Origin of the sequence: Curtobacterium sp. MCBD17_023 (assembly GCF_003224415.1) — a bacterium.
Taxonomy (GTDB): Bacteria; Actinomycetota; Actinomycetes; order Actinomycetales; family Microbacteriaceae; genus Curtobacterium.
This window is the reverse complement of record NZ_QKLJ01000024.1, coordinates 1-24,037: the sequence shown is the minus strand read 5'-3', so window position 1 is coordinate 24,037 and position 24,037 is coordinate 1. Positions and strand designations below refer to the sequence as shown.

26 protein-coding genes are annotated in these 24,037 nt (G+C 74.0%); 16 read left to right on the top strand and 10 right to left on the bottom strand.

The features are described from left to right. Positions 1–99: 99 nt before the first annotated feature. On the top strand, positions 100–801 hold the full coding sequence (locus DEI84_RS15195; RefSeq protein ID WP_110891496.1) for a DedA family protein: 702 nt from the start codon (positions 100–102) through the stop codon (positions 799–801). A 64-nt stretch (positions 802–865) separates the two neighbouring features. Here DEI84_RS15195 and DEI84_RS15190 read toward each other — a convergent pair whose 3' ends face one another. After that, positions 866–1,063, bottom strand: coding sequence for a DUF2945 domain-containing protein (locus DEI84_RS15190; RefSeq protein ID WP_110891495.1), 198 nt, complete (start codon positions 1,061–1,063; stop codon positions 866–868). A 214-nt stretch (positions 1,064–1,277) separates the two neighbouring features. Here DEI84_RS15190 and DEI84_RS15185 point away from each other — a divergent pair, with 214 nt between their 5' ends. Both DEI84_RS15185 and DEI84_RS15180 read left to right on the top strand, forming a co-directional pair. Beyond that, on the top strand, positions 1,278–2,333 hold the full coding sequence (locus DEI84_RS15185) for a serine/threonine-protein kinase (protein WP_181419429.1): 1,056 nt from the start codon (positions 1,278–1,280) through the stop codon (positions 2,331–2,333). Positions 2,334–2,466: 133 nt separating this feature from the next. Beyond that, a complete protein-coding gene (locus tag DEI84_RS15180; protein ID WP_110823401.1) occupies positions 2,467–3,090 on the top strand; it encodes a phosphoribosylanthranilate isomerase in 624 nt (207 codons plus the stop codon). Positions 3,091–3,168: 78 nt separating this feature from the next. Here DEI84_RS15180 and DEI84_RS15175 read toward each other — a convergent pair whose 3' ends face one another. Then, positions 3,169–3,933 (bottom strand): HAD-IIB family hydrolase, encoded by a 765-nt coding sequence (locus DEI84_RS15175; protein WP_110891500.1) that lies wholly within the window; start codon positions 3,931–3,933, stop codon positions 3,169–3,171. 76 nt (positions 3,934–4,009) lie between these two features. Then, entirely contained in the window at positions 4,010–4,594 is a 585-nt protein-coding gene (locus tag DEI84_RS15170; RefSeq protein ID WP_110891493.1) for a nitroreductase family protein, read from the bottom strand. Positions 4,595–4,655: 61 nt separating this feature from the next. On the opposite strand from DEI84_RS15170, the gene DEI84_RS15165 reads away from it, so the two are divergent. Further along, positions 4,656–5,579 (top strand): AEC family transporter, encoded by a 924-nt coding sequence (locus DEI84_RS15165; RefSeq protein WP_110891499.1) that lies wholly within the window; start codon positions 4,656–4,658, stop codon positions 5,577–5,579. A gap of 16 nt (positions 5,580–5,595) precedes the next feature. Here the strand turns inward: DEI84_RS15165 and DEI84_RS15160 are convergent, their stop codons facing one another. Continuing rightward, the gene (locus tag DEI84_RS15160) at positions 5,596–6,432 is read right to left on the bottom strand and encodes an exodeoxyribonuclease III (protein WP_110823406.1); all 837 of its coding nucleotides are present in this window, start codon (positions 6,430–6,432) and stop codon (positions 5,596–5,598) included. Between the two features lie 99 nt (positions 6,433–6,531). On the opposite strand from DEI84_RS15160, the gene DEI84_RS15155 reads away from it, so the two are divergent. Genes DEI84_RS15155 through DEI84_RS15130 form a run of 6 tightly spaced genes read left to right on the top strand, consistent with a single transcriptional unit; the run spans position 6,532 to position 9,581 of the window. Continuing rightward, positions 6,532–6,978, top strand: a complete 447-nt coding sequence (locus DEI84_RS15155; RefSeq protein WP_110891492.1) for an Asp23/Gls24 family envelope stress response protein — start codon at positions 6,532–6,534, stop codon at positions 6,976–6,978. Further along, positions 6,975–7,166 carry a DUF2273 domain-containing protein gene (locus DEI84_RS15150; RefSeq protein WP_110891491.1) on the top strand — a complete coding sequence of 64 codons (192 nt, stop codon included), beginning with the start codon at positions 6,975–6,977 and terminating at the stop codon, positions 7,164–7,166. The genes DEI84_RS15155 and DEI84_RS15150 overlap by 4 nt, the downstream gene beginning before the upstream one ends. Beyond that, on the top strand, positions 7,163–7,528 hold the full coding sequence (locus DEI84_RS15145; protein WP_146236390.1) for a hypothetical protein: 366 nt from the start codon (positions 7,163–7,165) through the stop codon (positions 7,526–7,528). The genes DEI84_RS15150 and DEI84_RS15145 overlap by 4 nt, the downstream gene beginning before the upstream one ends. Beyond that, positions 7,525–8,139 carry a hypothetical protein gene (locus DEI84_RS15140; protein ID WP_110891489.1) on the top strand — a complete coding sequence of 205 codons (615 nt, stop codon included), beginning with the start codon at positions 7,525–7,527 and terminating at the stop codon, positions 8,137–8,139. The genes DEI84_RS15145 and DEI84_RS15140 overlap by 4 nt, the downstream gene beginning before the upstream one ends. Next, complete coding sequence (locus tag DEI84_RS15135) at positions 8,136–8,726, top strand: hypothetical protein (protein ID WP_110891488.1); 591 nt, start codon at positions 8,136–8,138, stop codon at positions 8,724–8,726. Before DEI84_RS15140 ends, DEI84_RS15135 begins: the two co-directional genes overlap by 4 nt. A gap of 60 nt (positions 8,727–8,786) precedes the next feature. After that, on the top strand, positions 8,787–9,581 hold the full coding sequence (locus DEI84_RS15130) for an aminoglycoside 3'-phosphotransferase (RefSeq protein WP_258371800.1): 795 nt from the start codon (positions 8,787–8,789) through the stop codon (positions 9,579–9,581). Between the two features lie 94 nt (positions 9,582–9,675). Here DEI84_RS15130 and DEI84_RS15125 read toward each other — a convergent pair whose 3' ends face one another. Then, entirely contained in the window at positions 9,676–11,031 is a 1,356-nt protein-coding gene (locus tag DEI84_RS15125) for a peptidoglycan DD-metalloendopeptidase family protein (RefSeq protein ID WP_111060108.1), read from the bottom strand. A 131-nt stretch (positions 11,032–11,162) separates the two neighbouring features. Beyond that, positions 11,163–12,848, bottom strand: a complete 1,686-nt coding sequence (locus tag DEI84_RS15120) for a hypothetical protein (RefSeq protein ID WP_110891486.1) — start codon at positions 12,846–12,848, stop codon at positions 11,163–11,165. 89 nt (positions 12,849–12,937) lie between these two features. Here DEI84_RS15120 and pyrE point away from each other — a divergent pair, with 89 nt between their 5' ends. From pyrE to DEI84_RS15105, 3 genes are all read left to right on the top strand, one after another. Then, complete coding sequence (pyrE, locus tag DEI84_RS15115; protein ID WP_110823950.1) at positions 12,938–13,489, top strand: orotate phosphoribosyltransferase; 552 nt, start codon at positions 12,938–12,940, stop codon at positions 13,487–13,489. After that, the gene (locus DEI84_RS15110) at positions 13,486–15,414 is read left to right on the top strand and encodes a hypothetical protein (RefSeq protein WP_110891485.1); all 1,929 of its coding nucleotides are present in this window, start codon (positions 13,486–13,488) and stop codon (positions 15,412–15,414) included. The genes pyrE and DEI84_RS15110 overlap by 4 nt, the downstream gene beginning before the upstream one ends. Before the next feature lie 66 nt (positions 15,415–15,480). Continuing rightward, positions 15,481–16,125 carry a HEAT repeat domain-containing protein gene (locus tag DEI84_RS15105; protein ID WP_110891497.1) on the top strand — a complete coding sequence of 215 codons (645 nt, stop codon included), beginning with the start codon at positions 15,481–15,483 and terminating at the stop codon, positions 16,123–16,125. 159 nt (positions 16,126–16,284) lie between these two features. Here the strand turns inward: DEI84_RS15105 and DEI84_RS15100 are convergent, their stop codons facing one another. Next, entirely contained in the window at positions 16,285–16,977 is a 693-nt protein-coding gene (locus tag DEI84_RS15100; protein ID WP_110891484.1) for a metal-dependent transcriptional regulator, read from the bottom strand. Here DEI84_RS15100 and DEI84_RS15095 point away from each other — a divergent pair. Beyond that, positions 16,976–17,929: a CPBP family intramembrane glutamic endopeptidase gene (locus DEI84_RS15095; RefSeq protein ID WP_110891483.1), complete on the top strand. Its 954-nt coding sequence runs from the start codon at positions 16,976–16,978 to the stop codon at positions 17,927–17,929. The genes DEI84_RS15100 and DEI84_RS15095 overlap by 2 nt on opposite strands. 5 nt (positions 17,930–17,934) lie before the next feature. On the opposite strand, the gene DEI84_RS15090 is transcribed toward DEI84_RS15095, so the two are convergent. Then, complete coding sequence (locus DEI84_RS15090) at positions 17,935–18,732, bottom strand: HAD-IIA family hydrolase (RefSeq protein WP_110823427.1); 798 nt, start codon at positions 18,730–18,732, stop codon at positions 17,935–17,937. A gap of 173 nt (positions 18,733–18,905) precedes the next feature. Between DEI84_RS15090 and DEI84_RS15085 the strand changes: the two genes are divergently transcribed. Next, positions 18,906–19,508 (top strand): TetR/AcrR family transcriptional regulator, encoded by a 603-nt coding sequence (locus DEI84_RS15085; RefSeq protein WP_181420493.1) that lies wholly within the window; start codon positions 18,906–18,908, stop codon positions 19,506–19,508. A 43-nt stretch (positions 19,509–19,551) separates the two neighbouring features. Then, entirely contained in the window at positions 19,552–20,226 is a 675-nt protein-coding gene (locus DEI84_RS15080; RefSeq protein WP_375232125.1) for a TrmH family RNA methyltransferase, read from the top strand. Between the two features lie 790 nt (positions 20,227–21,016). Here DEI84_RS15080 and DEI84_RS15075 read toward each other — a convergent pair. Continuing rightward, the gene (locus DEI84_RS15075; RefSeq protein ID WP_110891481.1) at positions 21,017–21,820 is read right to left on the bottom strand and encodes a hypothetical protein; all 804 of its coding nucleotides are present in this window, start codon (positions 21,818–21,820) and stop codon (positions 21,017–21,019) included. 318 nt (positions 21,821–22,138) lie between these two features. Further along, entirely contained in the window at positions 22,139–23,197 is a 1,059-nt protein-coding gene (locus DEI84_RS15070) for a LacI family DNA-binding transcriptional regulator (RefSeq protein ID WP_110823952.1), read from the bottom strand. Positions 23,198–24,037 lie beyond the last annotated feature (840 nt).

Genomic DNA, 24,037 nt, shown 5'->3' with positions numbered 1-24,037 from the left:
AGATGTGTATAAGAGACAGGGCCGGGGCGGAACCGCGGGCAGGACCCGGGGCGGGGACGCACCCCGGAGTCTGTCAGGCCACTCAGGCAGGGTGGCGGGATGACGACCGCCGTACCCTCGACCGTCGCCCACGTCGGCGCCACCACCGCGTCCTCCGGATCGGGAGGTGGCCCGGACCCCGACATCGGCGGGCTGACCGGCCTCGTCCTGCAGGTGATCGACACGATGGGGGAGTGGGGCGTCGCCCTCATGCTCTTCATCGAGACGGTGTTCCCGCCGATCCCGTCCGAGGTGATCCTGCCGCTCGCGGGCTTCCTCGGCGGCGCCGGGCGCATGGACCTGACGCTCGTGCTCGTCCTCGCGACCGTCGGCTCGTACGTCGGGGCGCTCGTGCTCTACTGGCTCGGCGCGGTGATCGGCTTCGAGCGGACCGTCCGGTGGTTCGGCAAGCTCCCGCTCGTCGACGAGGACGACTTCCGCAAGGCGGCGTCGTGGTTCCACCGGCACGGGAAGAGCGCGGTGTTCTTCGGGCGTCTCGTCCCCGTCGTCCGCAGCCTCATCTCACTGCCGGCGGGTGCCGACAGGATGCACCTCGCCACGTTCTCGGTCTTCACGATCCTCGGCAGTGGGCTGTGGAACTCGGTGCTCGTGCTCGGTGGCGCGGCGCTCGGCACGCAGTACGAGCGCATCGAGGGGTACACCGAGTGGATCGACCGCGCGGTGTACCTCGCCGTCGTGGTGGTCGTCGTCGCGTTCGTCGTCCGGCGCATCCGCCGGAGCCGCGCGGCTGCCCGGAACTGACCCCGGCTGCCCGGAACTGACCCCGGCGGTCCCGCAACCCCGGCGACCACGCCGAGCGCGCTCGTCACTTCGCGGTGAGCGCCGACTCCTTGTGCGCGGCCTGCTTGCCCGACTTCTCCGACTCGATGATCCAGTACGGGTCGTCGTCCGTCGGCTTGAAGGTCTGCCCGTCGAACTCGAAGTCCTCCGTCTTCTTCTCGACGAGCTTGCCCGTCGTCTTCCCCTGCGACGTGTTCCACTGGACTTCGTCACCCTTGCGCATGTCGGCCTCCCGCCGTCCTCCGGAGGACACTCCGTCCGGGACGTGGACGGTACGCGCGGCCGCTGGATCATCCCTGGTGCGCAGTTCCGGCCCTTGCGCCGGTCACATTCGGGTAACCGCGGCTCGGATCGGCGGGGCCGCGGGTACCGTGGCCGGGGAGTCACACCGCGAACACCCGACGCGGATCCGGACTCCCGAGGGATCGACGTGCACCATGAGCCTGGCCACCGACAGCGCGCGGGCGGAGACCGTCCTGGCAGGACGGTACCGTCTCGTGAAACTGATCGGCACCGGCGGCATGGGTTCGGTGTACGAGGCCCGCGACGAACACACGTACCGCGCGGTCGCCGTGAAGATGTTCGCCACGCCGGAGCGCATGACCACCGCGGACCGGGTGCGCCAGGAGCGTGAGATCCGCCTGCTCAGCATGCTCTCGCACCCCGGGCTCATCCCGCTCTACGACGCCGGCACGCACGACTTCGAGGACGGCCCGCACCGCTACATCGTGATGGAGCTCATCGCCGACGCGACGCTGCTCCGCCGCCTGGCCGAGGGGCCGCTGCACAACTACGAGGTCGCGGACCTCGGCGCCCAGCTCGCCGACGCCCTGGCGTACGTGCACTCCCGCGGGATCGTGCACCGCGACGTGAAGCCGGCGAACATCCTGCTGAGCGACGAGGGCGCCTCCGGGTTCGTCCGCACGGTCAAGCTCACCGACTTCGGCGTTGCGCACTTCGTCGACGGTTCCCGCCTGACGAACGACGGCACGATCATCGGCACCGCCGCCTACCTGTCGCCGGAGCAGGTCGCCGGGGAGCCGATCAGCTACGCCACCGACGTCTACTCGCTCGGACTCGTGCTGCTCGAGGCGCTGACCGGCGTGCAGGAGTACTCCGGCACCGTCATCGAGGCCGCGCTCGCCCGGCTCCGCCGCAACCCGTCGGTGCCCGACTCGGTCGCCTCGGAGTGGCGTGACCTGCTCACCAAGATGACCGCCCGCGACCCCGCGAAGCGCCCGACCGCGGTCGCGGTCGCGCGCGCTCTCCGCGGCGGGTCGACCCAGGTGACCGGACCGGTTCCGCTCGGTCCCGGTCGCGAGGTGCATCGACGCGAACACCGGATGCACCGTGCCGCCCACCGTCACGCACGACGTGGCACCTTCGACGCCGCCCGCCGCTGGCGCCGACGGAACGTCATCGCGGCGTCGGTCACCGCGCTCGCGGTCGCCGCCGCCTGCGTCGGCTCGTACGTCGTGGGCGCGCTGCACTGACCTGCACCGCATCGCCCGGCACCGCACCGACCGGCACTGCACCGCACCGCACCGCCAAGCCCGGCCGGCAGCGTTCGCTGAGCGCGCCGCTCCCGACCCGTCCGCGCGCGGAGCGATCGGGCAGGATGGGTGCATGAGCGACCAGCGCTGGATCAAGATCTGTGGCCTCTCGACGCCGGAGACCCTGGACGCCGCCGTCGACGCCGGTGCGGACGCGGTCGGCTTCGTCTTCGCCGCGGGCAGCCCCCGCACGGTGACCGCCGACGCCGCGAAGGCACTCGTGGAGCGGCTGCCGGACGGCATCGACGCCGTCGGGGTGTTCCGCGACCAGGCGATCGACGAGGTCGTCGGCATCGCCTCCGAGGTCGGCCTCACCACCCTGCAGCTGCACGGCCGGGAGTCCGCGTCGGACTTCGCCCGCGCCCGCGACGCCGGGTTCTTCACCATCCGGGCCGTCGCCGCCGCCGACTACCTGCGCGAGACGCCCGAGCAGCGCGCTTCCTTCGACCACGACCTCCTGCTGCTCGACGCGGCCGAGCCCGGGAGCGGACACCTCGTCGACCCCGCCACGCTCACGGGGTCGGTGGACGAAGCCTGGATCCTGGCCGGCGGCCTCACCCCCGCGAACGTCGCCGACCTCGTGCAGCGGCTCGACCCGGACGGCGTGGACGTCTCGAGCGGCGTCGAGTCGTCGCGCGGCGTCAAGGACGTTGCACGGATCCGCGCCTTCGTCGAGGCGGTCCGCAGCATCCCCTGAGCCGCCCGCGCGCGGACGACGGACGGGAGGCTCCCCGCCCGCCGGTGGGGAGCCTCCCGTCCGTCCCGTGGTCCGCCGTCAGGCGGTGCGGAGCGTGGGCACCAGCTCGCGGAGGAACGCGTCGGTGTCCTCCCAGCCCTCGACCGCGTGGCAGGGGACGCCGAGCGCCTTGACCGGGTAGTCGTTGCCCTCCGGGTCGAGCCGGTCCCCGACGAAGAGCATGTCGTCGAGCGCGATGCCGGTCAGCTCCGCGAGCCGCTGCATGCCGTACGCCTTGTCGATGCCCTTGCGGGTGATGTCGATGCTCGTGGAGCCGCCGGAGCGGACCTCGAGGTCGGGGAGCTCGGCCTGCACGCGGCGACGGAGGTCGTCCTTCTTCGCACCGGTCGGGTCCCACAGCTTCTTGACGTCCACCGGAGCCGTCTGGCCCAGCGCGGAGAACGTGATCTGCGAACCGCGGTCCTCGAGGATGGCGCCCCACGTCTCGGACTCCCAGTACCCGGCGGCCTTGGCCTGGGCCTCGACCGCGGCGAGGGCACGCGTCTTCTCGTCGTCGGTCAGGTCCTCGGCGTACTGCAGCGCCCAGTCCCCGGCGTCCCACCGGTAGTACCGCGTCCCACAGGTCGGCATGAGGTGCAGCGCGTCGACTGCCAGGCCGTCCCGGTCGCGGAGCGGGGACACGAGCTGCTGTTCGAACTGCTGGAAGTTGCCGCCGCTGATCACGGCGACGGGGACGACCTCGAGCAGGGACGCGAAGGTGTCGAGCATGCGGGGGTCGAGCGGCGACTTCGACGGGGCGAGCGTGTCGTCGAGGTCGAACGCGACGAGGCGGGGTGTGGACATGCCCTCGATCATGCCAGGACCCGGTGTCCGGACCGAGTGGGGCGGGCCCGGAGGCGTGCCGGGCCCGCCCGTCGGGTCACTCCTTGACGAGCACGACCTCGTCGAGCGGGAGGCGCGTGCGCTCCGCGGTCTCCCGGGCGGCGGCCTTCTCGTCGAGCTGCGACGGGTCGGCGACGTGCCCGATCGCGGTGACCGTCACGGGCACGAGGTGCTCCGGCAGGGCGAACGCCGAGCGGATGGCGTCGACCTCGAAGCCGCCCATCTGGTGCAGGTGCAGGCCCTCGGCGTGCGCCTGGACGGCGAGCGCGGCGACCGACTGGCCGAGGTCGTACTCCGCCCAGCGTCGCGGCTCGCCGTCCGCGGTCACCGGCTCGGCGATCGCGACGAGCAACGCACCGGCGCGGTGCGCCCAGGCGCCGTTGAAGCCCATGAGCGTCGCGTGGATCGCGTCGAAGGTCGGGGTGCCACGGCGACCGACGACGAAGCGGCGGGGCTGCGTGTTCGCGGCGGACGGCGCCCAGCGAGCGGCCTCGAGGAGCGCGTCGAGCTGGTCGTCCGAGATGGTGGCGGACTCGTCGAACGAGCGGGGGCTCCAGCGCTCCTCGAGGAGCGGCACGAGGGGCTGGCTGGAGTCGGTGGTGCGGGAGAGCGTCGTCGTCATGCTCGCTGGAACAACCCTCCGGGCGCACACGATTCCCGATCCGCCTGCGAGGATGGGCACGATGAGTGGTGTCCTGGTCGGCTTCGCGATCATCGGCGTCGTCATCGCGACCGGCTACGGCGTCGGGCGGGCGGGGTTGCTCGGGCCGCACGCGCAGTTCGTGATGAGCCGGCTGGCCTTCTTCGTGCTCATGCCGTGCCTGCTGTTCCACACGATCGCCACGGCCGACGTCGCGACGCTGTTCTCCCCGATGCTCGCCGTGTCGGCGCTCTCCGCGCTGTCGGTGGCCGTCGTCACCGCGACCGTGTTCGCGCTCGTGCTGCGGCGCCCGCTCACCACGACCACGGTCGGTGCGTTGGCGGCGTCGTACTCGAACGCGAACAACATCGGCCTGCCGGTCGCGGTCTACGTCCTCGGGCAGGCGACCGCGGTCGTGCCGGTCATCATGCTGCAGCTCGTCGTGATGGCGCCGATCGCGCTGACCGTCCTCGACGCGGCCACGGCCTCCAGGGGCGGCTGGCGACGCCGGGTGCTCGGCCCGGTGTCGAACCCGCTCATCATCGCGTCGCTGCTCGGGCTCGTCTGCTCGGTCACCGGGCTGACGCTGCCGGATCCGGTCCTCGAACCGTTCGTGCTCGTCGGCGGTGCCGCGGTGCCGGTCGTGCTGCTCTCGTTCGGCATGAGCCTGCACGGCTCGGCTCCGCTGCGGGACCCCGCGATCCGGCTCGACGTGCTGCTCGCGACCGGCGGGAAGCTCCTGGTGATGCCGGTGGTGGCGTTCCTGCTGGCCCGGTACGCGTTCGGCCTGGACCCCGCGCACGTGTTCGTCCTGACGGTCCTCGCCGGGTTGCCGTCGGCGCAGAACGTGTTCAACTACGCCCAGCGGTACGACGCCGCGGTCCCGGTCGCGCGGGACGTGGTGCTCCTGTCGACGGTCGGCTCGGTGCCGGTCCTGGTCGCGATCGCGGCGCTGCTGCACCCGTAGGCGGGCGCTCGGAGCGTCAGAAGATCATCGGGCGGTCGTCGTCCAGGACCGTGTCGAGGTCCAGGTCGACCGACACCGGCACGTGGTCGCTCGGGGCGTCGCCCTTCCGCTCGTCCCGGTGGATCGTCGCGCCGACGGTGACGTCCGCGAACGCCTGCGACCCCATGACGAAGTCGATGCGCATGCCCTCGTTGCGGGGGAAGCGGAGCTGCTTGTAGTCCCAGTACGTGTACCCGGTGGGAACGAGCGGCCGGACGACGTCCTGCAGCCCGCGCTCCTCGAACGTGCGGAACGCGGCGCGCTCCGGCTCGCTGACGTGCGTCGACCCCTCGAAGACGCGCATGTCCCACACGTCCTCGTCCAGCGGGGCCACGTTCCAGTCGCCCATCAGCGCGAGCGGCAGGTCGGGCTCGGCCGCCAGCCACTCGGATGTCCGGTCGGCCAGCTGGGCGAGCCAGTCGAGCTTGTACGTGTAGTGCGGGTCACCGAGCTCGCGGCCGTTCGGGACGTACAGGCTCCAGAGGCGGACACCCTCGACGGTGACCCCGATCGCGCGGGCCTCGACGGGCAGGCCCGGTCCCTCCTGGCCCTTGAGGAAGCCGGGCTGGCCGGGGAAGTCGCGGGTGACGTCCTCCATCGGCAGACGGCTGGCGAAGGCGACGCCGTTCCACTGGTTCAGGCCGTGCGCCTCGACCGTGTAGCCGGCGGCCTCGAACGCCTCGACCGGGAACTGCTCGGGCTTGCACTTGATCTCCTGCATGCCGAGGACGTCGACGTCCTCCCGCACGAGCCAGTCGACGACCCGACCGACTCGGGTCCGGACGGAGTTGACGTTCCAGGTCGCGACACGCATGCACCGAACCTACCGGGATCGACCGACCGGGCGGACGTGCACCGGGGACAGGGTGTTCCCTGGACGGACACATCACGACCAGGACCGCTGGAGGCACTCATGGCGACGACGACGAACTCCGACCGGGTGGACGGCACGACCACCGGCAGCACCACCACCCAGGTCACCTCGGCCGGGCGCACGATCATCGACGACGCCGTGGTCGCGAAGGTCGCCGGCATCGCCGCCCGCGACGTCCCCGGCGTCCACGCACTCGGCGGGAACACCGCGCGGGCCTTCGGAGCGATCCGGGACGCCATCGGGTCGAGCGACCTCGGGCAGGGCGTCCGGGTCGAGGTCGGCGAGACCCAGGCGGCCGTCGACCTGACGATCGTGGTCGAGTACCCGACGCCGATGCAGCAGGTGGCCGCCGCCGTCCGGCAGGCCGTCACCGACGCGATCACCGACCTCGTCGGCCTGCAGGTCACCGAGGTGAACATCGCGATCGTCGACGTGGACATCCCCGCACTCGACGCGCCGGTCGTCCCCGAGACGCGCGTCCGGTGAACGCCACCGTCGTCGGCATGGGCGTCGGCGCGGTCCTCGCGGTCGTCGCCCTGACGCTCGGCTTCTGGGCGTTCGTCGTGGTGGCCGTCGCGATCGCGCTCGGCGGACTGGTCGGTCGCATCGTCAGCGGCGACGTCGACGTGCGCCGTCTGCTCGACGTGCTCCGCGGACGACGGAGCTCCTCGTGAGCCAGGTGCCAGCCCCGGTGTCGGTACCGACCCCGGTGCCCGGCACCGACCGGATCGCGTCCCCCGCCCTGGTGCGCACCGCGCAGGCGGTCGCCGCCGAGGCGCTCCGCGCGCCCGTCCGGGAGGTCCGTGCCCGGGTCGTCGACGACGGCCGGGGTGCCCTCGCGGTCGAGGTGACGAGCCCGCTGGCCCTGCCGGTCCTCGGCTCGCACGACCTTCCGGACGAGCCCGTCCTCGGGACCGCGCACCGCGCCCGGACCACCATCGCGGAACGTTTCCGGACGATCACCGGGCGGGAGGTCGCACGCGTCTCGCTGACGTTCTCGTCCGCCGTCCTCGCGCGGCCGCGGAGGGTCCGGTGAGCACGAGCCCCGCGAAGGGGACCCCGCCCGTGCACGACGACCGCTTCGTCCGCCGGCTCGTCCGACGGGAGACGTCCGCGTCACGATCAGCGTCGGTCGTCGTCGCGATGACGATCGTCGTGCTCGTCGCGGTGACGCTGGCGACGGCCGCCGTGGCCGTCCTGCTCGGGCAGCGCATCGCCGGCGTCGACCCGCGGGACCTCGTGGACGCGGCCGTCCGTGCGCCCGCAGGGCTCACCGGCGCGGTGGTCGTCGCCGTCGGGGCCGTCCTCGCGCTGCTCGGGCTCTGGTCCCTGCTGCACGGCCTCCTGCCCGCGCGACGACCCCGGCACGTCCTCCGCTCCGACCGGCTCGGCGTGGTCGTCGACGACGAGGTGCTCGCGTCCGCCGCCGCGCGTGCCGCCCGGTCCGCCACCCGCCTGGCACCGGAGGCCGCCGTCGGGTCCGTCGGTCGGCGCACGCTGGACGTCGTCCTCCTGCCCGCCTCCGGCGTGGACGTCGACCAGGCCTCCGCTGCAGCTGCCGTCGACCGTGAACTCGCCGCCGTGGACGTCGTGCCGCCCGTCACCGCCCGGGTCCGGGTGCGTCCCACCGGCAGGGTCGACGGATGAACGGCACGAACCGCACGGTCGGCCGGATCGTCCTCGTCCTGGTCGGTCTCGTGCTCCTCGCCCTCGGGGTCGCCGTCGTCCTCGTGCAGACCCTGCCCGCCGCGGCCGACCGCTGGCATGCCGTGGCCGAGGCCGTGCTCGGCGGACTCGGGTCCGGAGCGGCACGGGAGGCCGCCGTGCCCGCATGGTCCTGGATGCTCGGCGGCGCGGTCGTTCTCGGCGTCCTGGCGCTGCTCGTCCTCACCTCGATCAAGGGCGGCCGGACCAGCACGGTCGTGGACGACGACGGGCCCGCGGAGGGCATGCCCGGACGGGTCCGCATCGAGGCCGCGGCGATCGAGCACGCGCTCTCGTCCGCGATCGCCCCGCTGCCGCAGGTCGCGTCCCTCGCCGTCGACGTCCGCCGGGTCCGTCGGCGCACCGCGGTCCGGATCCTGGTCCGCACCCGCCGTGGAGCGCCCCCGCGCGAGGTCGTCGAGCGGGTCGAGGCCGTCGTCGCCGACCTCGACGCACTGCTCGGGGAGCGCCTGCCGGTGCTGCTGCGGATCGCCCGCGGCGGGTCGTCCCGGCCGGACCGGGTGCGCTGACCGGTGCCCGGTTCCGTCGGTCACGGAGACGCGGGGGACGACACCGCGGCGGTCGGCCCGGTGACCGACGACCTCCTCGGCCGTGGTGGGCTGCCCGACGGCCCGGTCGAGGTCCCGGCCGCGGTCGTCGGGGTCGCCCGCGGGCGGCCGCTCGAGCCGGTGTGGGTGAACTCCGCCGGCGGACGGACCTTCCGTCTCGGCCCGACACCGGGCCGTGCCGAGGGCTACGTGAAGTGGGTCCCTCCGCGCTACGCGCCGTGGATCGACGCCGAGGTCGCACGGCTGCGCTGGGCGGCCCGCTGGTTGACCGTGCCGGAGGTGTTCGAGCACGGGGCCGACGGTTCCGGTGCGTGGATGGCGACCCGACCGGTGCCGGGTTGGAGCGCCGTGGACCCACGGTGGCGGGACGACCCGCGCGCGGCGGTGATCGGTGTGGGGGAGGGGCTCCGTGCGCTGCACGACAGCCTGCCGGTGTCGTCGTGTCCGTTCACGTGGTCGACGGACGAGCGCCTCGACCGGGCACGAGCGGCCGGTCGGAACGTCGACGCGATCGGTCCGCAGCCCGCGACGGACCAGCTCGTGGTGTGCCACGGGGACGCCTGCGCCCCGAACACGCTCCTCGGAGCCGACGGCCGCTGGGTCGGGCACGTGGACCTCGGCGCGCTCGGCGTCGCGGACCGGTGGGCCGACCTCGCGGTGGCGTCGATGAGCCTGGGGTGGAACCACGGCCCGGGCTGGGACGACCTGTTCCACGAGGCGTACGGGCTGCCGCAGGACCCGGAGCGGACGGCCTGGTACCGGGCGTTGTGGGAACTCGACGTGGACGACGTGGACGACCCACGGCGTGCGGCCTGACCCGCCGGGCGGTCTGACCGACCGGGTGGTCCGGTCGGGCGGGCGCTGCGGCCGGGCGCGGGCGCTGCGGCCGGGGCCTGGCGCTGCTGCCGGGCTAGAAGCCGACGCCGCGTGCGCCCATGAACGACACCGGGTCGACCGTGCCGCCGCCGACGTGGGTCTCGAAGTGCAGGTGGCACCCGGTCGAGTTGCCGGTGGAGCCGACGAGGGCGACGAGGGTCCCGGCGCCGACCTGCTGGCCGGGGCTGACCCGGAAGCCGCCGGCGACGATGTGCCCGTACGCGGTCTTCACGCCGCCGCCGTGGTCGATGCGGACGTAGTTGCCGTACCCGCCGTAGGGGCCGACGTACTCCACGGTGCCCGCGGACGCCGCGACGATCGCGGTCGAGCAGCCGCTGCCCAGGTCGATGCCGTCGTGCATGGCCGTGGCGCCGGTGTACGGGTTGACGCGGACCCCGTAGCCGCTGGTGATCCAGCCGCCCGCCGGTCGGACCCAGCCGGACCCGGACGGCGCCGTGGCACCGCCGCCGCTCGGTGCGGCCGGCGCGGCCGGTGCACTGCCGCCCTGGTTCGCCGCCGCGGCCGCGGCCTGCTGGTCCCGCAACTGCTGCGCCTGGCGTGCCAGCTCGGCCTCGAGGGCCTTCCGGCGACGCTCCTCGGCGGCCTTGCGGATCCGCTCGCCCTTCTCGTACTGGGCCTCGGTCGTGGCGCGACCCGACGTCAGGGAGGCGAGCTGGGCCTCCAGTCGGGACTTGTTCGCCTCCTGCTCGTCGTACGCGGCCTGCGCACGGTCGGACGCCGCCTGTGCTTCGCCCATCCGGTCCTGTGCGGCCTGTGCGAGCTCCTCGAGCGCGAGCGCGGCGCGGTCGGCCTGGTCGGTGAGCGACCGGGCGACGGACGCGTCGTTGGTGGCCGCGGTCTCGACCCGTTCGGCCTGCTCGGACAGCTTGCTCAGCGCGCCGAGGTCGTAGAGGAGGTCCCGCGCGTCCTCGCCGCCGGTGAGCACGCTCGTCGTGACGTCGGCACCACCGGACCGGGCCATCTGCGCGGCGAAGCGGCCGGCCTGGGCGGCACTCGCCTCGGCGACCTCGGCGTGCTCCTCTGCGTCGTCCCGCAGCGCCTGTTCCCGCTCGGCGGCGCGCAGGGCCCTGCGCTGGGCGGCCTCGAACGCGGCACCGAGCCGTTCGGCCTCGGCGCGGGCGGCGTCGACCTCGTCCGACAGACCGGAGATGATCCCGCGGATCTCGACGATCTGCGACTGCTTGGCGGACTCCTTGCCGCGGGCCGCGACCACGTCGTCCCACGAGGGGTACGTGGCGGCCTGGGCGGCGGGCGCGTCGAGGACGAGCGTGCCGATGAGACCGGCGATCGCCAGCCCGGTGGCGAGCAGACGCCGCCGAGCCGTCGGCGCGGAGCGGGGACGGGGGGCGGTGACCACGGAGCGAGACATCGCAACGGAGCCTATACATCTCCACAGGCGGTTCGCTGCGGCGACGCTCCGCTGTGGACGGATCCGTGGCGTGATCGAGCCTGTGGACGACTTCGTCGCCGCATCGGAGCCGGACGACGGCCGGTCGGAGGTCAGAACCCGCGCTCGTGCAGGATCCGCTCGGCCGACCCAACGACCGTCCTCTGCAGCACCTCGGCGCCGCGGGTCCCCGCGTAGTCGTGAACGTCGTACCCGTCGCAGTGCGTGATCGTGGCCGGGGGTCCGAGCGAGTCCTCCACGGGCGTCGTCCAGACGTCCCCGGACCCGACGACCACGTAGTCCGGTCGGGCGTCCCGGTAGGAGCCGAGGTCGACGAGCCAGGGGTAGGTGTCGAAGGTGTCCCGGACCTGGAGCAGCCGGACGTCCTGGTCCGCGTAGGCGGCGAGCGGACGGATCGTCCAGAACTGACCGACGCCGACGGGATCGCGGTCAGCGGTGCGGTGTGCGTCCACCCACCGGTCGAGGCAGGCGACCGGTCCGTACCGGGCGTCGACGACCGAGCGGACCGTGCCCGGCGTGACCGCGACGCCCGCGACCAGGACCAGGGCGGCACCCACCGCCGACAGCGTCCGGAGGGTCCGCGTGGGACGGTGCAGCCGGGTCTGCCGGACCGCGGTCCGGGCGAGTTCGCACACCGCGACGAGCGCCAGGAGCGGCATCGTCACGACCGGCTCCAGGTAGCGGGGTGTCTCCGAGCCGGCGACGACGACCCCGACGGACACCGCCACGATCGTCACGAGCGGCAGCGCGGTCGCGAGCAGCACCGCCCGGGAGGACCGCGTCCGCCAGGCCCAGACCGTGCCGCCCGCGCTGAGCAGCACACCGAGCAGCATGAGCAGCAGCCCCGCGTCCCCGGAGGCCGAGGCGGCACGGTCGTCGGTGAGCGCCGCGAAGAACGCCGCCGTCGCGCCGGCCCGGTCGGGGTGCACGTACGTCGACGGGTCCAGGGAGACGAAGGGGCGGAGCGGGATCCGGACGAGGTACCCGACCACGGCGCCGACGGCGAGGGCTCCGGCGACCAGGGCCGCCGGCCGCCACGGCACCCGGCGCGCGACGACGAGCAGGGCGAGCGTGACGACGACGGGTCCGGCGGACCACGGGACGTACAGCGGGTTCGACCCCGTGCTGAGTGCCGCGACGACGCCGACCGTCCCGAGCACCGGCAGCGACGCCCGGCCGGTCCGGACGGTGCGCAGTACGAGCACCGCGGTGGCGAGCATCGCGAGCACGGCCCCGTAGTAGTAGGTCGTCGTGAGCAGCAGGGAGGCGAGTTCGAGGGACGTCGCGGTCGCCGAGGACTCGGTCAGGACGAGCATCGTCACGAGCACGACGGCGAGGACCGACACCGCGATCCGGGCCGGGCGGGCGGCGGCGGGCATGAGCTCGTTCGCGGCCGCACGGACGAGCGCGTACACGGCGAGCAGCACCAGGACGCCGTTCAGCGCCAGGGCCTGCTGCGGTGTCGCGGTCACGGCGGAGACGGCCAGGTAGACCGGCAGCTCCGGGAAGAAGAACAGCGCCGGGGACATCGCCCACTCGAACGGCTGCCCGAGCGCGATCGACCGCGCCACGAGCGGCAGCAGCACGGAGTCGCCGTCGTACCAGAGCAGGGCGACCCGCTCCGTCGCGAGGACGTGGCGGAGCGCGACGACCGCCAGGGCCAGGGCGAGCAGGGCCCCCACGGCCTCGTGCCCGACCGCCCGCGCGACTGCGGAGCGGGGGCGGTGAGTGCCGGCCTCGAGCGGCCGTGCACCGTCCCGCGGTCGGACGAGGGGCATGACCGGAGCGTACCTGCGACGGCGTCCCGGGAGCCGGGCGGAGGGCTCCAGGGAGCGCGGACCGCCGGTCACCGCTAATCTTGGGCACCGTGACCCACGCGCGCGAGCAGTTGATCGAGCACATCAAGGCCGATGCGGTCTTCCACGGCGACTTCACCCTGACCAGCGGGAAGCAGGCGTCGTACTACATCGACCTCCGCAAGGTGAGCCTCGACCACCGCGTCGCTCCCCTCATCGGTCAGGTGATGGCCGACCTCATCGCCGACGTCCCCGACGTCGATGCCGTCGGCGGCCTGACGATGGGCGCCGACCCGATCGCCAGCGCGGTCCTGCACCAGGCCGCTGCCCGCGGGGGCTCCTACGACGCCTTCGTCGTGCGCAAGGAACCGAAGGACCACGGTCGCGGCCGCCAGGTCGAGGGGCCGGACGTCCGTGGCAAGCGTGTGGTCGTCCTCGAGGACACCTCCACCACCGGCGGGTCACCGCTCAAGGCGGCCGAGGCCCTCGAGCGCGAGGGCGCCGTGATCGCCGCCGTCGCCGTCGTCGTCGACCGGGACACCGGCGCGAAGGAGCGGATCGAGGCGGCGGGCTACCCGTACCTCGCTGCGATCGGGCTGGCCGACCTGGGGCTGTCCGCGTGACCGAGGAGCGTCCGGACGACGCGCGCGAGCCCGACGGCCCCGTCACCCCCGACTCCGGGGACGACGGCCGGGAGGCCCGCAGTGCGCCCGCCCCGGACGCTCCGTTCTCGGGCCTCCGCAGTGCCGCGGACATCTTCGGCGCCCCGCTGACGGAGGAGGAGTGGCCCTCCCGGCGCGAGCGCCGCGAGGCCGAGCGTGCCGCCCGTCAGGCCGGTCGGCCGGAGCCCGAGCCGTTCACCGCCCCGGCGTCCGTGCCGGTCGCCCCCGCGTCGGCACCGGCTCCCGCGTCGGCACCTGCCCCCGCCTCGGCACCGGCGCCCGAGCTGGACCCCGGCGCGACCCAGGCGATCTCGATGCCCGAGGAGCTCGCGCTGCCCGGTGGCGTCGCCGGTCGGGTCCCGCCGCCCGCGGCCGTGCCGCCGGTGTCGAACGCCCCCGACCCCCGCGCGATCGTCCTGCCCACGGCCCGCTCGGACCGGGAGGCCCGCGCGGCCGAGGCCCGGGCGATCGAGGACGAGCGTCGCCGCACCGACCCGGACGGCCTCGGACGGTCGGACGTGGACTGGCTCGGCCGCGTGCGGCCCGGCGCCGTGCCGTCGGCCGACCCGTCGTCGTCGCCGGGCGTGACGCCCGTGCCGCCGGCCCTCGCCGGTGGTCCGGACGCGCAGCCGCTCGGCGTCGAGGACGTCCTGCCCGCGACCGACGAACCGCCGACCTTCACCGAGCTCCTCCGGCTGCACGACGACGTGGACGGGGCCCCGCAGGCCGACCGCCCCTTCGACTGGTCGGTCCTCGGCGAGGAGACCGGCGAGGTGCAGACCACGCTGACCCAGGACGCCTTCGACACCAACCTCGTCGCCGCCGGGTCGTGGGCCACCGGGACGACCGTTCCCGACACTGCCTCCCACGCCGACCCCGATCCGATCGACCGCGTTCCGGCCGACGACGACCGGGCCGGCGAGCGGACGACGCCGTCGGGCGGGTCGAGCTGGTCGCTCAGCGACGAGGCCGCCCGGACCGGCGAGGTGTTCCCCGGTGACGTGACGGACGACGACAGCACGATGGCGATGCCCCTCGACCGCCACGGCGTCGACGACGACGGCGCGGGATCCCGCGACGGTGGCCACGACGACGGCGACCTCGACGGCGACCTCGAGGACGACCTGGACGACCCCGCCGGGACGGCTCCCACGGCCGCCTTCGCCCCGCGCTCGGCGGCTCCTGCCGTGCCGCCGTCGGTCCTCCCGGCCGTCGTGCCGCCGTCCTCCGCCACCCCGTGGTGGGAGGCGGAGGAGGACGAGTCGCCGCGGGTCGTGCCGGCGGACCGCGTCCCCCCGCTGGTCGAACCGGACCCGCGCACCGCACGCCGCGCACCGGAACCGCGCACACCCTCGGACGACCGCGCGTCCGGAGCCGACGGGACGACCGGCTCGGACCGTGTGCACGACCGGGACCCCGCCCCCGAGCGGGACGGCGCCCCGTGGCGCCTCGCGCCCGAGGACATCGACCAGTCCGAGTGGCAGGGTCGCGAGACGAGCGACACCGGCGTCATCAAGGACCTGTTCGGTACCGAGGCGATCCAGCAGCTCCGTGACGCGGACGCCGCCCGTGCCGAGGACACGAGCACCCGGATGATGCCCGCCGTCGCGGCGTCGCCCCCGTCCGGCCAGGCGGAGCCCAGGACGACGGACGCCGACCGTGCCAACTTCATCAACGAGGGGTTCGCCCGCCTGCAGAGCGAGGGACGGCGCGGCAAGCAGCTCCTGGTCTACGGCTCCGTCGCGATCATCGTCGTGCTCCTGCTCCTCGTCCTGGTCATCACCGCCTGGATCCGCGGGAACAGCCTCGAGGAGCAGCCGGCGTCGCCGTCGAGCAGCCCCGCCGGCGCGCTGGCGGTGCACCCGCCGACGAGCGCACTCGACTGACACGCCGACCGGCGGACCGACCGCGCCGAGCCGACACCCAGGCGTGGGGAGTGGAGTGGGATGGCCATGCCGACGCTCGCTTCGACCCTGACCGATCCCCGACCCGCCGTCCGTCTCCGGGCGGTGATGGCCGCCGGGACGACCCCGACCGTGGACGAACTCGACGTCCTCGTCGCGCAGTGCGCGGTCGAGCCGGACCTGCAGGTGCGGGAGATGCTCACGTGGGCGTTGGTGCGCCTCCCGGCCGCGGTGGTCGTCTCGCGGCTGCTCCAGGAACTCGAGCGCCCCGAGGCGCAGGCCCGGAGCCAAGCGCTGCACACGCTCTCGAAGATCCGCGACGGCTCCGTGTACCCGCAGGTCGCGGAGCGGCTGTCCGACCTCGATCCGGGTGTCGCCAGGACCGCGTGGCGTGCTGCCGTCCTGCTCGCGCCCGAGTCCGAGCGGCCGGAGCTCGCGAAGACGCTCGCCGTGCAACTCGGCCACGGTGACGAGGAGACCCGGCTGGCGTTGAGCCGGGCGATCGCCGGGCTCGGGTCCGAGGTCGCCGGACCGGTCCTCGCCGTCGCGGCAGAGCACCGGAACGCCGCGGTGCGGGAGCACGCGGCCGAGACGGCCCGGCTGCTCGAGGACCCGGACGCGGGGTCGGCGCTGGCGCTCGCCCGGGCGCGCCGTGAGGTCGCCCTCGGCCGGACGCGTTCCGCGAAGGGCTGACCGCCGGCGGCGGCAGTGCTGGCAGGGCAGCGCTCGGGGTTCCATGACCCGCCGTGGCCCTGCCCCCGCGGTTCCGGCATTCGCGCATCTCGGGCGCCGAGATGCGCGGATTCCGGAACCTCGGGGTGGGGGTCGGGCGCGCCGCGGCGCGGCGTGCCGTCAGTGCGGGGCGTCGGGCGTCAGCCAGATGGCGGTCGCCGCGGCGGCCGGGAGGTCCACCAGCGCCTCCGCCCCGCCGGCGTCACGGCGCGCGACCGCCACCACCCCGGCGTAGTCGCGCACCTGTTCCACGCGGAGGTGCGTGCCGAGCCCGACCCCGAGTTCGTCGAAGTACCGCAGCAGCGCCGGGTCGTCGTCCGACACCCGGCCGACGGTCCCGCAGACGCCGGGGTCGACGGTCCCGAGCAGCGCTCCGGGCGAGTCCGGCACGACCCCCTCAGCGCTCGGGATCGGGTCGCCGTGCGGGTCGTGCGTCGGGTGGCCGAGGTCGGCGTCCACCCGGTCGAGGAACGTCTCCGACACGGCGTGCTCGAGCGCCTCCGCCTCGGTGTGCACCTCGTCCCACGAGTACCCGAGCCGCTCGACCAGGAACGTCTCGATGAGGCGGTGCCGACGGACCATCGCCACCGCGGCCTGCCGACCGAGCGGGGTGAGCACGACGCCGCGGTACGGGGTGTGCTCGATGAGGCCGTCGCGGTCGAGCTTGCGGAGGTTGCCCGACACGGTCGACGCCGAGACGTGCAGGGCCGCCGCGATGTCCCGGGTGGCGAGGCCGTCGTCGCCGCGCTCGCCGGCCTTCCAGACGAGCTTGACGTAGTCCTCGGCCATCGTGCTGAGCGAGGGCAGGCGCATGCGCCAATGGTACGGCCGCTCCTGGTACAACCGGGAGGTGACCTCCGTCCAGCCTCCCGCCGTCCGATGTCGCCGTCGCGGGTGGTGGCCGGTCCCGCCGTCGCTGCTGGTCGGGCTCGCCCCGCTGGTCGTGTTCGCCGTGGTGAGCATCGTGCGCTCGCGCCCGAGCGACGACTACCCGGCGCTCGGCCGCACGGTCGACAGCGTGGTGCGCGACCTCGTCGTCCCCGAGGCGGTCGTCGCGGGCATCCTGGCACTGGTCGTCACCGCCCTCGGGTGGTGGCGGATCGCGACGGTCGACCCGGCGCGGGGCGGACCGCAGTGGACGATGGTGGCGCCGCTCCTCGTCCTGGCGGTGTGCCTCGGTCGGCTCCCGCTCCTCGACTGGGGTGGGAAGAGCCTGCGGTACTTCCTGCTCCTCGCGCTCGGGGTCCTGCTGGTCGGTGTCGTCGAGGAGCTGATGACCCGCGGCGTGCTGCTCGTCGGACTCCGCCGACGCCTGCCCGAGATCTGGGTGTGGGCGCTCTCGTGCGTGCTGTTCGGGCTGCTCCACTTCCTGAACGTCCTGTCCGGCGCCCCGGTCGCCACGACCGTCCTGCAGGTGGTGTTCGCCACCTCGTTCGGGTCGGTGCTGTACCTGGCCCGGCGCCTGACCGGCAACCTGCTGGCCCCGGTGCTGCTGCACGCCTTCTGGGACTTCGGCGCGATCGGCGTCAGCGCCTCCGCACCGGGGTCGGTCGACGTCCTGCTCGTCGGACTGCTCGGCCTCGCCACGATCGCGGTGCTGCTGCTCGGTGTCGTCGCCGGCGGGCTCGTCGCATGGCGGGATGACCGGGGCCGGCGCCTGCGCCGCCGGTGGCGGACCGTACCGCCCCTGGGAGCCGCCGCGGTGCGCGGTCCGGACACTGGCCTCCCGGCCGGAGCGGACGCCCCGGTCGAGCTGACGAGCTGACCGGTCTAGATCTCCACCTCGTACGGCTCGGTGTGCAGGAGCTCGTGCACGCCGGAGATGACCTCGCTCGGGCGGAACGGGTACTTGTCGATCTCGGCCTGGTCGCTGATGCCCGTCATGACGAGCACGGTGTGGAGGCCCGCCTCGATGCCGGCCTGCACGTCGGTGTCCATCCGGTCGCCGATCATGCCGGTGTTCTCCGAGTGCGCGCCGATTCGGTTCATCGCCGAGCGGAACATCATCGGGTTCGGCTTGCCCACCACGTAGGGCTGCTTGCCGGTGGCCTTCTCGATCATCGCGGCGATCGCGCCCGTGGCCGGCAGGACGCCCTCGGCGCTCGGGCCCGTCGCGTCCGGGTTCGTCACGATGAAGCGCGCCCCGTCGCGGATCAGGCGGACGGCCTTCGTGATCGCCTCGAACGAGTAGTTCCGGGTCTCGCCGACGACGACGTAGTCCGGTGCCGTCTCGGTCATGATGAACCCGGCCTCGTGCAGGGCGGTCGTCATGCCGGCCTCGCCGATGACGAACGCGGAGCCCTCCGGCATCTGCGACGCGCAGAAGTCGGCGGTGGCGAGGGCCGAGGTCCAGATCCGCTCCTCGGGGACGTGCAGCCCGGACTGGCGGAGTCGCGCGCTGAGGTCACGCGGCGTGAAGATCGAGTTGTTCGTCAGGACGAGGAACTCGGTGCCCTGGTCCTGCCACTGCCGGATCAACTCCGGGGCGCCGGGGAGCGCCTGGTTCTCGTGGACGAGCACGCCGTCCATGTCCGTCAGCCAGCACTCGACCTCGTCGCGGGATGCCATGCGGCCAGCGTAGTGCGCGGACCCGGTCGGAATCCCGAAGTGCCCTAGGCTTTCAGGGCGCGTTCCCGTACGCGTACCGGAAGCGTCAGGAGGAAGCCGTGCTCGTCGACCAGGACCCTCGTCCCAGTCCGGACGGTCCCGCAGCAGCACCTCGCCGCCGAGGCCGACCGAACGTGGTCTCACGCGACCAGGTCATCGACGCCGCCACCGTCATCGCGAACGAGGACGGCCTGGACCGCCTGTCCTTCCGTGCGCTCGGCGCGGCCCTCGGCGTCGCCCCGATGACCGTGCACCGGACGATCGGCGGCCTCGACGACCTGCACGCCGAACTCGTCCGCCGGACGGTCGACGAGTTCACCGCCACGTTCGTCTGGCCCGAGGACTGGCGCGCCGTGGTCCGGGTCTTCGCCACCACCTTCCGCGACCTGCTCGTCCGACACCCGCTCGTCCTCGAGTCGCACAGCAGCCGGGCGCCGCTCGCCTCGTCGGAGTCGGACGCCGTCGTCGCGACCGTCGTCGGAGCCCTCCGCTCCGCAGGGCTCTCCGAGACCGAGGCGATGTACGCGTTCTTCGTCGTCTACGACTTCGTCGTGGGGCACACCGCCGTGCAGGTCGGGCGCGGCGACTCCGAGGCCGGGCGGCCCGAGCGGCACCGGCTGGTCGGAGAGGTCCTCGGCGAGCACTCGTACGAGGCGCGCTTCGCGCTCGGGCTCGACGTGCTGCTCGGCGGCATCGAGGCGCGGGTCGCGGACGCAGGGGTGCGGGCCGCGGGCTGAGCGTCGGACTGGAGGCGCGGTGCGCGCGCCGTACGCTGGTCACGTGACCCAGGGCCTCCCGTCCGGCGACCTGCCGGAGCCGTCTCCGGCGCTCCCGCCCACCCACGAGGCGACGACGCACGGGGTCGGGCCGCACCCACGGCCGTGGCCCGAGGGGCCGCAGTACGACCCGGAGCTGCTCGAACACGGGGACACCCGCAACGTCGTCGACCGCTTCCGGTACTGGTCGATGGCGGCGATCGTCGCCGACCTCGACACCCGCCGGCACGCCTTCGACGTGGCGATCGAGAACTGGCAGCACGACCTGAACATCGGGTCCATCGTGCGCAGCGCCAACGCCTTCCTGGCCGGCACCGTGCACATCATCGGTCGACGCCGCTGGAACCGCCGTGGGGCGATGGTCACCGACCGGTACCAGCACGTGCGGCACCACGAGGACGTCGCCGCGTTCCTCCGGGTGATGCGGGACGAGGGACGGCCGGTCATCGCGATCGACAACACCCCGGGGGCGGACCGCATCGAGACCGCCGACGTGCCCGAGCGCTGCGTGTTCCTGTTCGGGCAGGAGGGACCGGGGCTCACGGACGAGGCGGTCGCGGGCGCCGACGGGCACCTCGAGATCACGCAGTTCGGGTCGACGCGGAGCATCAACGCCTCGGCGGCTGCGGCGATCGTCATGCACAGCTGGGTCGTCCGGCACGCGGTGCTGCCGGGCTGAGGCGGGCGGGCCGTCCGTCGAGGGCCGTCCCGTCGAGGTTCCAGAATTCGCGCATCTCGACGTGCGAGAGCGGCGCATTGCGGAACCTGGGCGGGAGGCGCGCGGCATGTCGTGCGACCTCGGCGCGGGCCCGGCGGGCGCGGGACTGGCGGGCGCGGGTCGGCGGAAGCCCGCGTGGTCGGACCGGTCTCGAGGTCGCGCGACTCGCCGTGGCCGTTCCGTCGAGGTCGCACGAACTGCGCATCGCGACGTGCGAGAGCGGCGCATTGCGGAACCTGGGCGGGAGGCGCGCGGCGTGTCGTGCGACCTCGGCGCGAACCCGGTGCGCACGGGCCGGCGTGGTCCGCGCGGTCTCGAGGTCGCGCGACTCGCCGTGGCCGTTCCGTCGAGGTCGCACGAACTGCGCATCGCGACGTGCGAGAGCGGCGCATTGCGGAACCTGGGCGGGAGGCGCGCGGCGTGTCGTGCGACCTCGGCGCGAACCCGGTGCGCACGGGCCGGCGTGGTCCGCGCGGTCTCGAGGTCGCGCGACTCGCCGTGGCCGTTCCGTCGAGGTCGCACGAACTGCGCATCGCGACGTGCGAGAGCGGCGCATTGCGGAACCTGGGCGGGAGGCGCGCGGCGTGTCGTGCGACCCCGGCGCCGGTCGGGTGGGGGCGAGTCGGACGAGCCCGAGCCCGAGCCCGAGCCCGAGCCGGGCGGCCCGGGCGCGCACCTGACGCGCGACCCGGACCGACCGTGGGCGGGATGACGACAGCGAGCGGGAGCCCGGCGCCGTCACCCCCGGGGGTCAGGCCCGGCGGCGCACCGCAGCGAAGGCGGCGAGGGCGCCACCGAGGAGCATCGCGACCAGCGCGCCGACGCCCACGCCGAGGCCGACGGGCGAGCCGGTGAACGCGAGTTCGCCGGTGCCGTTCGAGCCCGGACCGGTGCCCGGTGCGCCGGCGGCCGTGGTGCTCGTACCGGTCGGGGTCGTGCCGGGGAGCACGGTGCCGTTCGGCGTCACGTCAGCGGTCGGGGTCGCGGGTGCACTCGGCGCAGGGGTGTTCGTCACCACGGCCGGGGTGGCCGGGACGGTCGGCGTCGGGGTGTCCGTCGGCGTCGGCGTCGCGGGCGTGGTCGGGACCGCGGGCGTGCTCGGGGTGCCCGTCGGAGGGGCCGTCGGGGTCGCGGGGGTCGTCGGTGCCGGCGTGCTCGGCGTCGGCGTCGGCGTCCCGGTCGGGGTGGGGACCGGGGGCACGACCGTGAGGCACGCGTCGGTCGACTCGCCGGCGAACGTCTTGTCGAAGGCGTGGTCGCCGTCGCCGGACGTCACCGAGACGGACCAGGTGTGCTTGCGGGTCGTGTCGAGCGGGAACGTCGTGTCGAACGCGCTCGGCCCGAAGGTCGTGGTGCCGTGGTCGGTGTCGTCGAGGACGACGTCGACCGTCGAGTTCGCCGGGTAGTTCGCGAGCGCGACGTGCAGCTGCGTGCAGGATGCCGACACCTCGGGGGTGTGTGCCGAGGCGACTCCGGTCACCGCGACGGCTGCGATGCCGCCGACGATGATCGAGGCCGCGGCGCCGCCGATGGTGCGGGTGAGGATGCGTGCCATGTTCTGTTCTCCAGGGATTCGGGTACTCCGAGGAGGGCCACCCGGGCAGGCGAGGCAGCATCGATCAGGACACCGTGGGCAGGGACCCACGGCGAGGGCACGGGCAGGGTGACCTGTGCGTCCGACACGAGAGGGTGCTCGTGCCGCCGGAGAGGATGCAGACGTCGGGATGAACTCGGGTGTTCCGTCCACGTGACCCCTCGGGTAGGGGTCGACCGAAGCCTAGTTCCGCTCAGGTACCAGCGCTGTCAGGATGTCCCGAAAGCGGGGATGGATCACCGACGCCCGCCTCGGGTGCACATGTTGTCGCGGGTGCGTTCAGCGTGGGGCGGTCGTGCGGCGGGCGACGAGCCGTGGCTCGACCAGGACCTCGGTGGGGGTCAGCCCCGGGTCCGCGATGCGTTCGAGCAGCCGCACCCCGGCGCCGCGGCCGATGTCGATGCTGCGGTCGTCGATGCTCGTCAGGCCGACGTACCGGGATGCCGCGATCGGGGTGTCGTCGTACCCGATCACCGAGATGTCCTCGGGCACGCGGAGACCTCGGTCAGCGATGGCGGACATCGCGCCCAGGGCGGTCACGTCGTTCGCGGCGAACACCGCGGTCACCTCGGGGTTCTCGTCGAGGAGGCGGTGCGTCCCGGTGAACCCCGTCTCCTCGGTGACGTCGGCGGCCAGGACCACGGCCACCCCGGTCACGCCGGATGGCCCGGTCGCGTCGGACGGCCCGGGCACGCCGTCCGATGCCGACCCGCCAGCCCGTGCACCCGCCGCGTCGATGGCGGCTCGCCACCCCTCGAGCCGGGCGTCGCTCGCCGCCGAGTGCCCACCGACGAAGCCGAGCCGCACGTGCCCGAGGTCGATGAGGTGCTCGGCCGCCATGCGCCCGCCGGCGAGGTCGTCGTTCGCAACGGTGTCCGCGCGGGCGAGCGCTGCCCGACCGCCCGCGACGACGACGGGCGTGCTCGCCGGGATCGCGAGGTCGGTGTCGGGCTCCCCGGCGATGACGAGTCCCTCGACCCGCATGGACAGGAAGCCCTCGACAGGGGAGACGTCGAGCCCGGTGTTCAGGAAGCGGTCGGCGACGACGAGTCGATGGCCCTGGTCCTGCAGCGCCTCGCGGAGGCCGGTCAGCAGGTCGACGAACCACTGGTTGCGGAAGTCGTCGAGCACGACCCCGATCGTCCGGGAGCGGGTGCCGGCGAGCGACACCGCGGCGGTCGACGGCCGGTAGTCCAACTCCTGGATCGCCGCGAGGACGGCCGCCCGACGCTGCTCACTGACCCGCGGGGAGCGCTGCAACACGAGGGACACGAGCGACTTCGACACCCCCGCACGCGCGGCGACGTCGTAGATCGTCGCGGGCTTGGTGTTCCCCATCGTCATCCTCGACCTCCGGCTGCGCACCCGCCGGATGCGTCCTCCCGATCGTAGCGCTGTCGCGCTCCACGCCCTGCCGGGCGGCGCAGGGGCCGGAAGGCCCGGTCGGTCCGGCCGTGCCTCCCGCCCGCCGTGGCGACCGCACCCGGGCCGGACCCAACAGCAACCGGTCCGGCGCCGCGGGAGTCCGTGGTGCGGTCCGGTTCTCGTCGTGCGTGTCCGGTCTGCGCCGCCCTGCCAGCCGGGAGGCCCGGGGCGGGTGCCCCCCGCGCCTCCTGGCCGCCGTCGGGACCGGTCCCGTGTTCGTACACAACAGGATCCGGTCCGCACCGCGGAGCTCCGTGGTTCGAACCGGTCTTTGTTGTGCGGCTCCGGCCCGCGCCTGGCCAGGCCGCGCACGAGACGGTAGGCCCGGGCGGCAGCCCCCGCGCCTCCCGGCCGCCGGCGGGACCGCCCCCCACTGACGCAACAGGAACCGCTTCGCACTGCGGGAGTCCGTGGTGCGGACCGGATCTGGTCGTGCGGGTGCGGTCCGTGCCCTCCTGCCGGGCGGGAGGCCCGGGGCGGGCTGGCCATGCCGCCCTGCCGGCCTCCTGGCCGCGGTCGCGGCCGGTCCCGTGGTCAGACACAACAGGAACCGGTTCGCACTGCGGGAGTCCGTGGTGCGGACCGGTTCTTGTTGTGCGGGTCCGTTTCGCGCCGCCCTGCCGGGCGGGAGGCTCGGGGCGGGCTCGCCGCGCCGCCCTGCGGGGCGGGCTGGCCGCGCCGCCCTGCGGGGCGGCCAGCCCCGCTGGGCGGGCTGGCCGCGCCGTCCTGCGGGGCTGTCTCTTATACACATCT

What these genes read in the sequence shown, in the direction of transcription:
- DEI84_RS15195 (WP_110891496.1), top strand. Translation starts at nt 100, where the DNA reads ATGACGACCGCCGTACCCTCGACCGTCGCCCACGTCGGCGCCACCACC.
- DEI84_RS15190 (WP_110891495.1), bottom strand. Translation starts at nt 1,063, where the DNA reads ATGCGCAAGGGTGACGAAGTCCAGTGGAACACGTCGCAGGGGAAGACG.
- DEI84_RS15185 (WP_181419429.1), top strand. Translation starts at nt 1,278, where the DNA reads ATGAGCCTGGCCACCGACAGCGCGCGGGCGGAGACCGTCCTGGCAGGA.
- DEI84_RS15180 (WP_110823401.1), top strand. Translation starts at nt 2,467, where the DNA reads ATGAGCGACCAGCGCTGGATCAAGATCTGTGGCCTCTCGACGCCGGAG.
- DEI84_RS15175 (WP_110891500.1), bottom strand. Translation starts at nt 3,933, where the DNA reads ATGTCCACACCCCGCCTCGTCGCGTTCGACCTCGACGACACGCTCGCC.
- DEI84_RS15170 (WP_110891493.1), bottom strand. Translation starts at nt 4,594, where the DNA reads ATGACGACGACGCTCTCCCGCACCACCGACTCCAGCCAGCCCCTCGTG.
- DEI84_RS15165 (WP_110891499.1), top strand. Translation starts at nt 4,656, where the DNA reads ATGAGTGGTGTCCTGGTCGGCTTCGCGATCATCGGCGTCGTCATCGCG.
- DEI84_RS15160 (WP_110823406.1), bottom strand. Translation starts at nt 6,432, where the DNA reads ATGCGTGTCGCGACCTGGAACGTCAACTCCGTCCGGACCCGAGTCGGT.
- DEI84_RS15155 (WP_110891492.1), top strand. Translation starts at nt 6,532, where the DNA reads ATGGCGACGACGACGAACTCCGACCGGGTGGACGGCACGACCACCGGC.
- DEI84_RS15135 (WP_110891488.1), top strand. Translation starts at nt 8,136, where the DNA reads ATGAACGGCACGAACCGCACGGTCGGCCGGATCGTCCTCGTCCTGGTC.
- DEI84_RS15125 (WP_111060108.1), bottom strand. Translation starts at nt 11,031, where the DNA reads ATGTCTCGCTCCGTGGTCACCGCCCCCCGTCCCCGCTCCGCGCCGACG.
- DEI84_RS15120 (WP_110891486.1), bottom strand. Translation starts at nt 12,848, where the DNA reads ATGCCCCTCGTCCGACCGCGGGACGGTGCACGGCCGCTCGAGGCCGGC.
- DEI84_RS15105 (WP_110891497.1), top strand. Translation starts at nt 15,481, where the DNA reads ATGCCGACGCTCGCTTCGACCCTGACCGATCCCCGACCCGCCGTCCGT.
- DEI84_RS15095 (WP_110891483.1), top strand. Translation starts at nt 16,976, where the DNA reads ATGCGCCAATGGTACGGCCGCTCCTGGTACAACCGGGAGGTGACCTCC.
- DEI84_RS15100 (WP_110891484.1), bottom strand. Translation starts at nt 16,977, where the DNA reads ATGCGCCTGCCCTCGCTCAGCACGATGGCCGAGGACTACGTCAAGCTC.
- DEI84_RS15090 (WP_110823427.1), bottom strand. Translation starts at nt 18,732, where the DNA reads ATGGCATCCCGCGACGAGGTCGAGTGCTGGCTGACGGACATGGACGGC.
- DEI84_RS15075 (WP_110891481.1), bottom strand. Translation starts at nt 21,820, where the DNA reads ATGGCACGCATCCTCACCCGCACCATCGGCGGCGCCGCGGCCTCGATC.
- DEI84_RS15070 (WP_110823952.1), bottom strand. Translation starts at nt 23,197, where the DNA reads ATGGGGAACACCAAGCCCGCGACGATCTACGACGTCGCCGCGCGTGCG.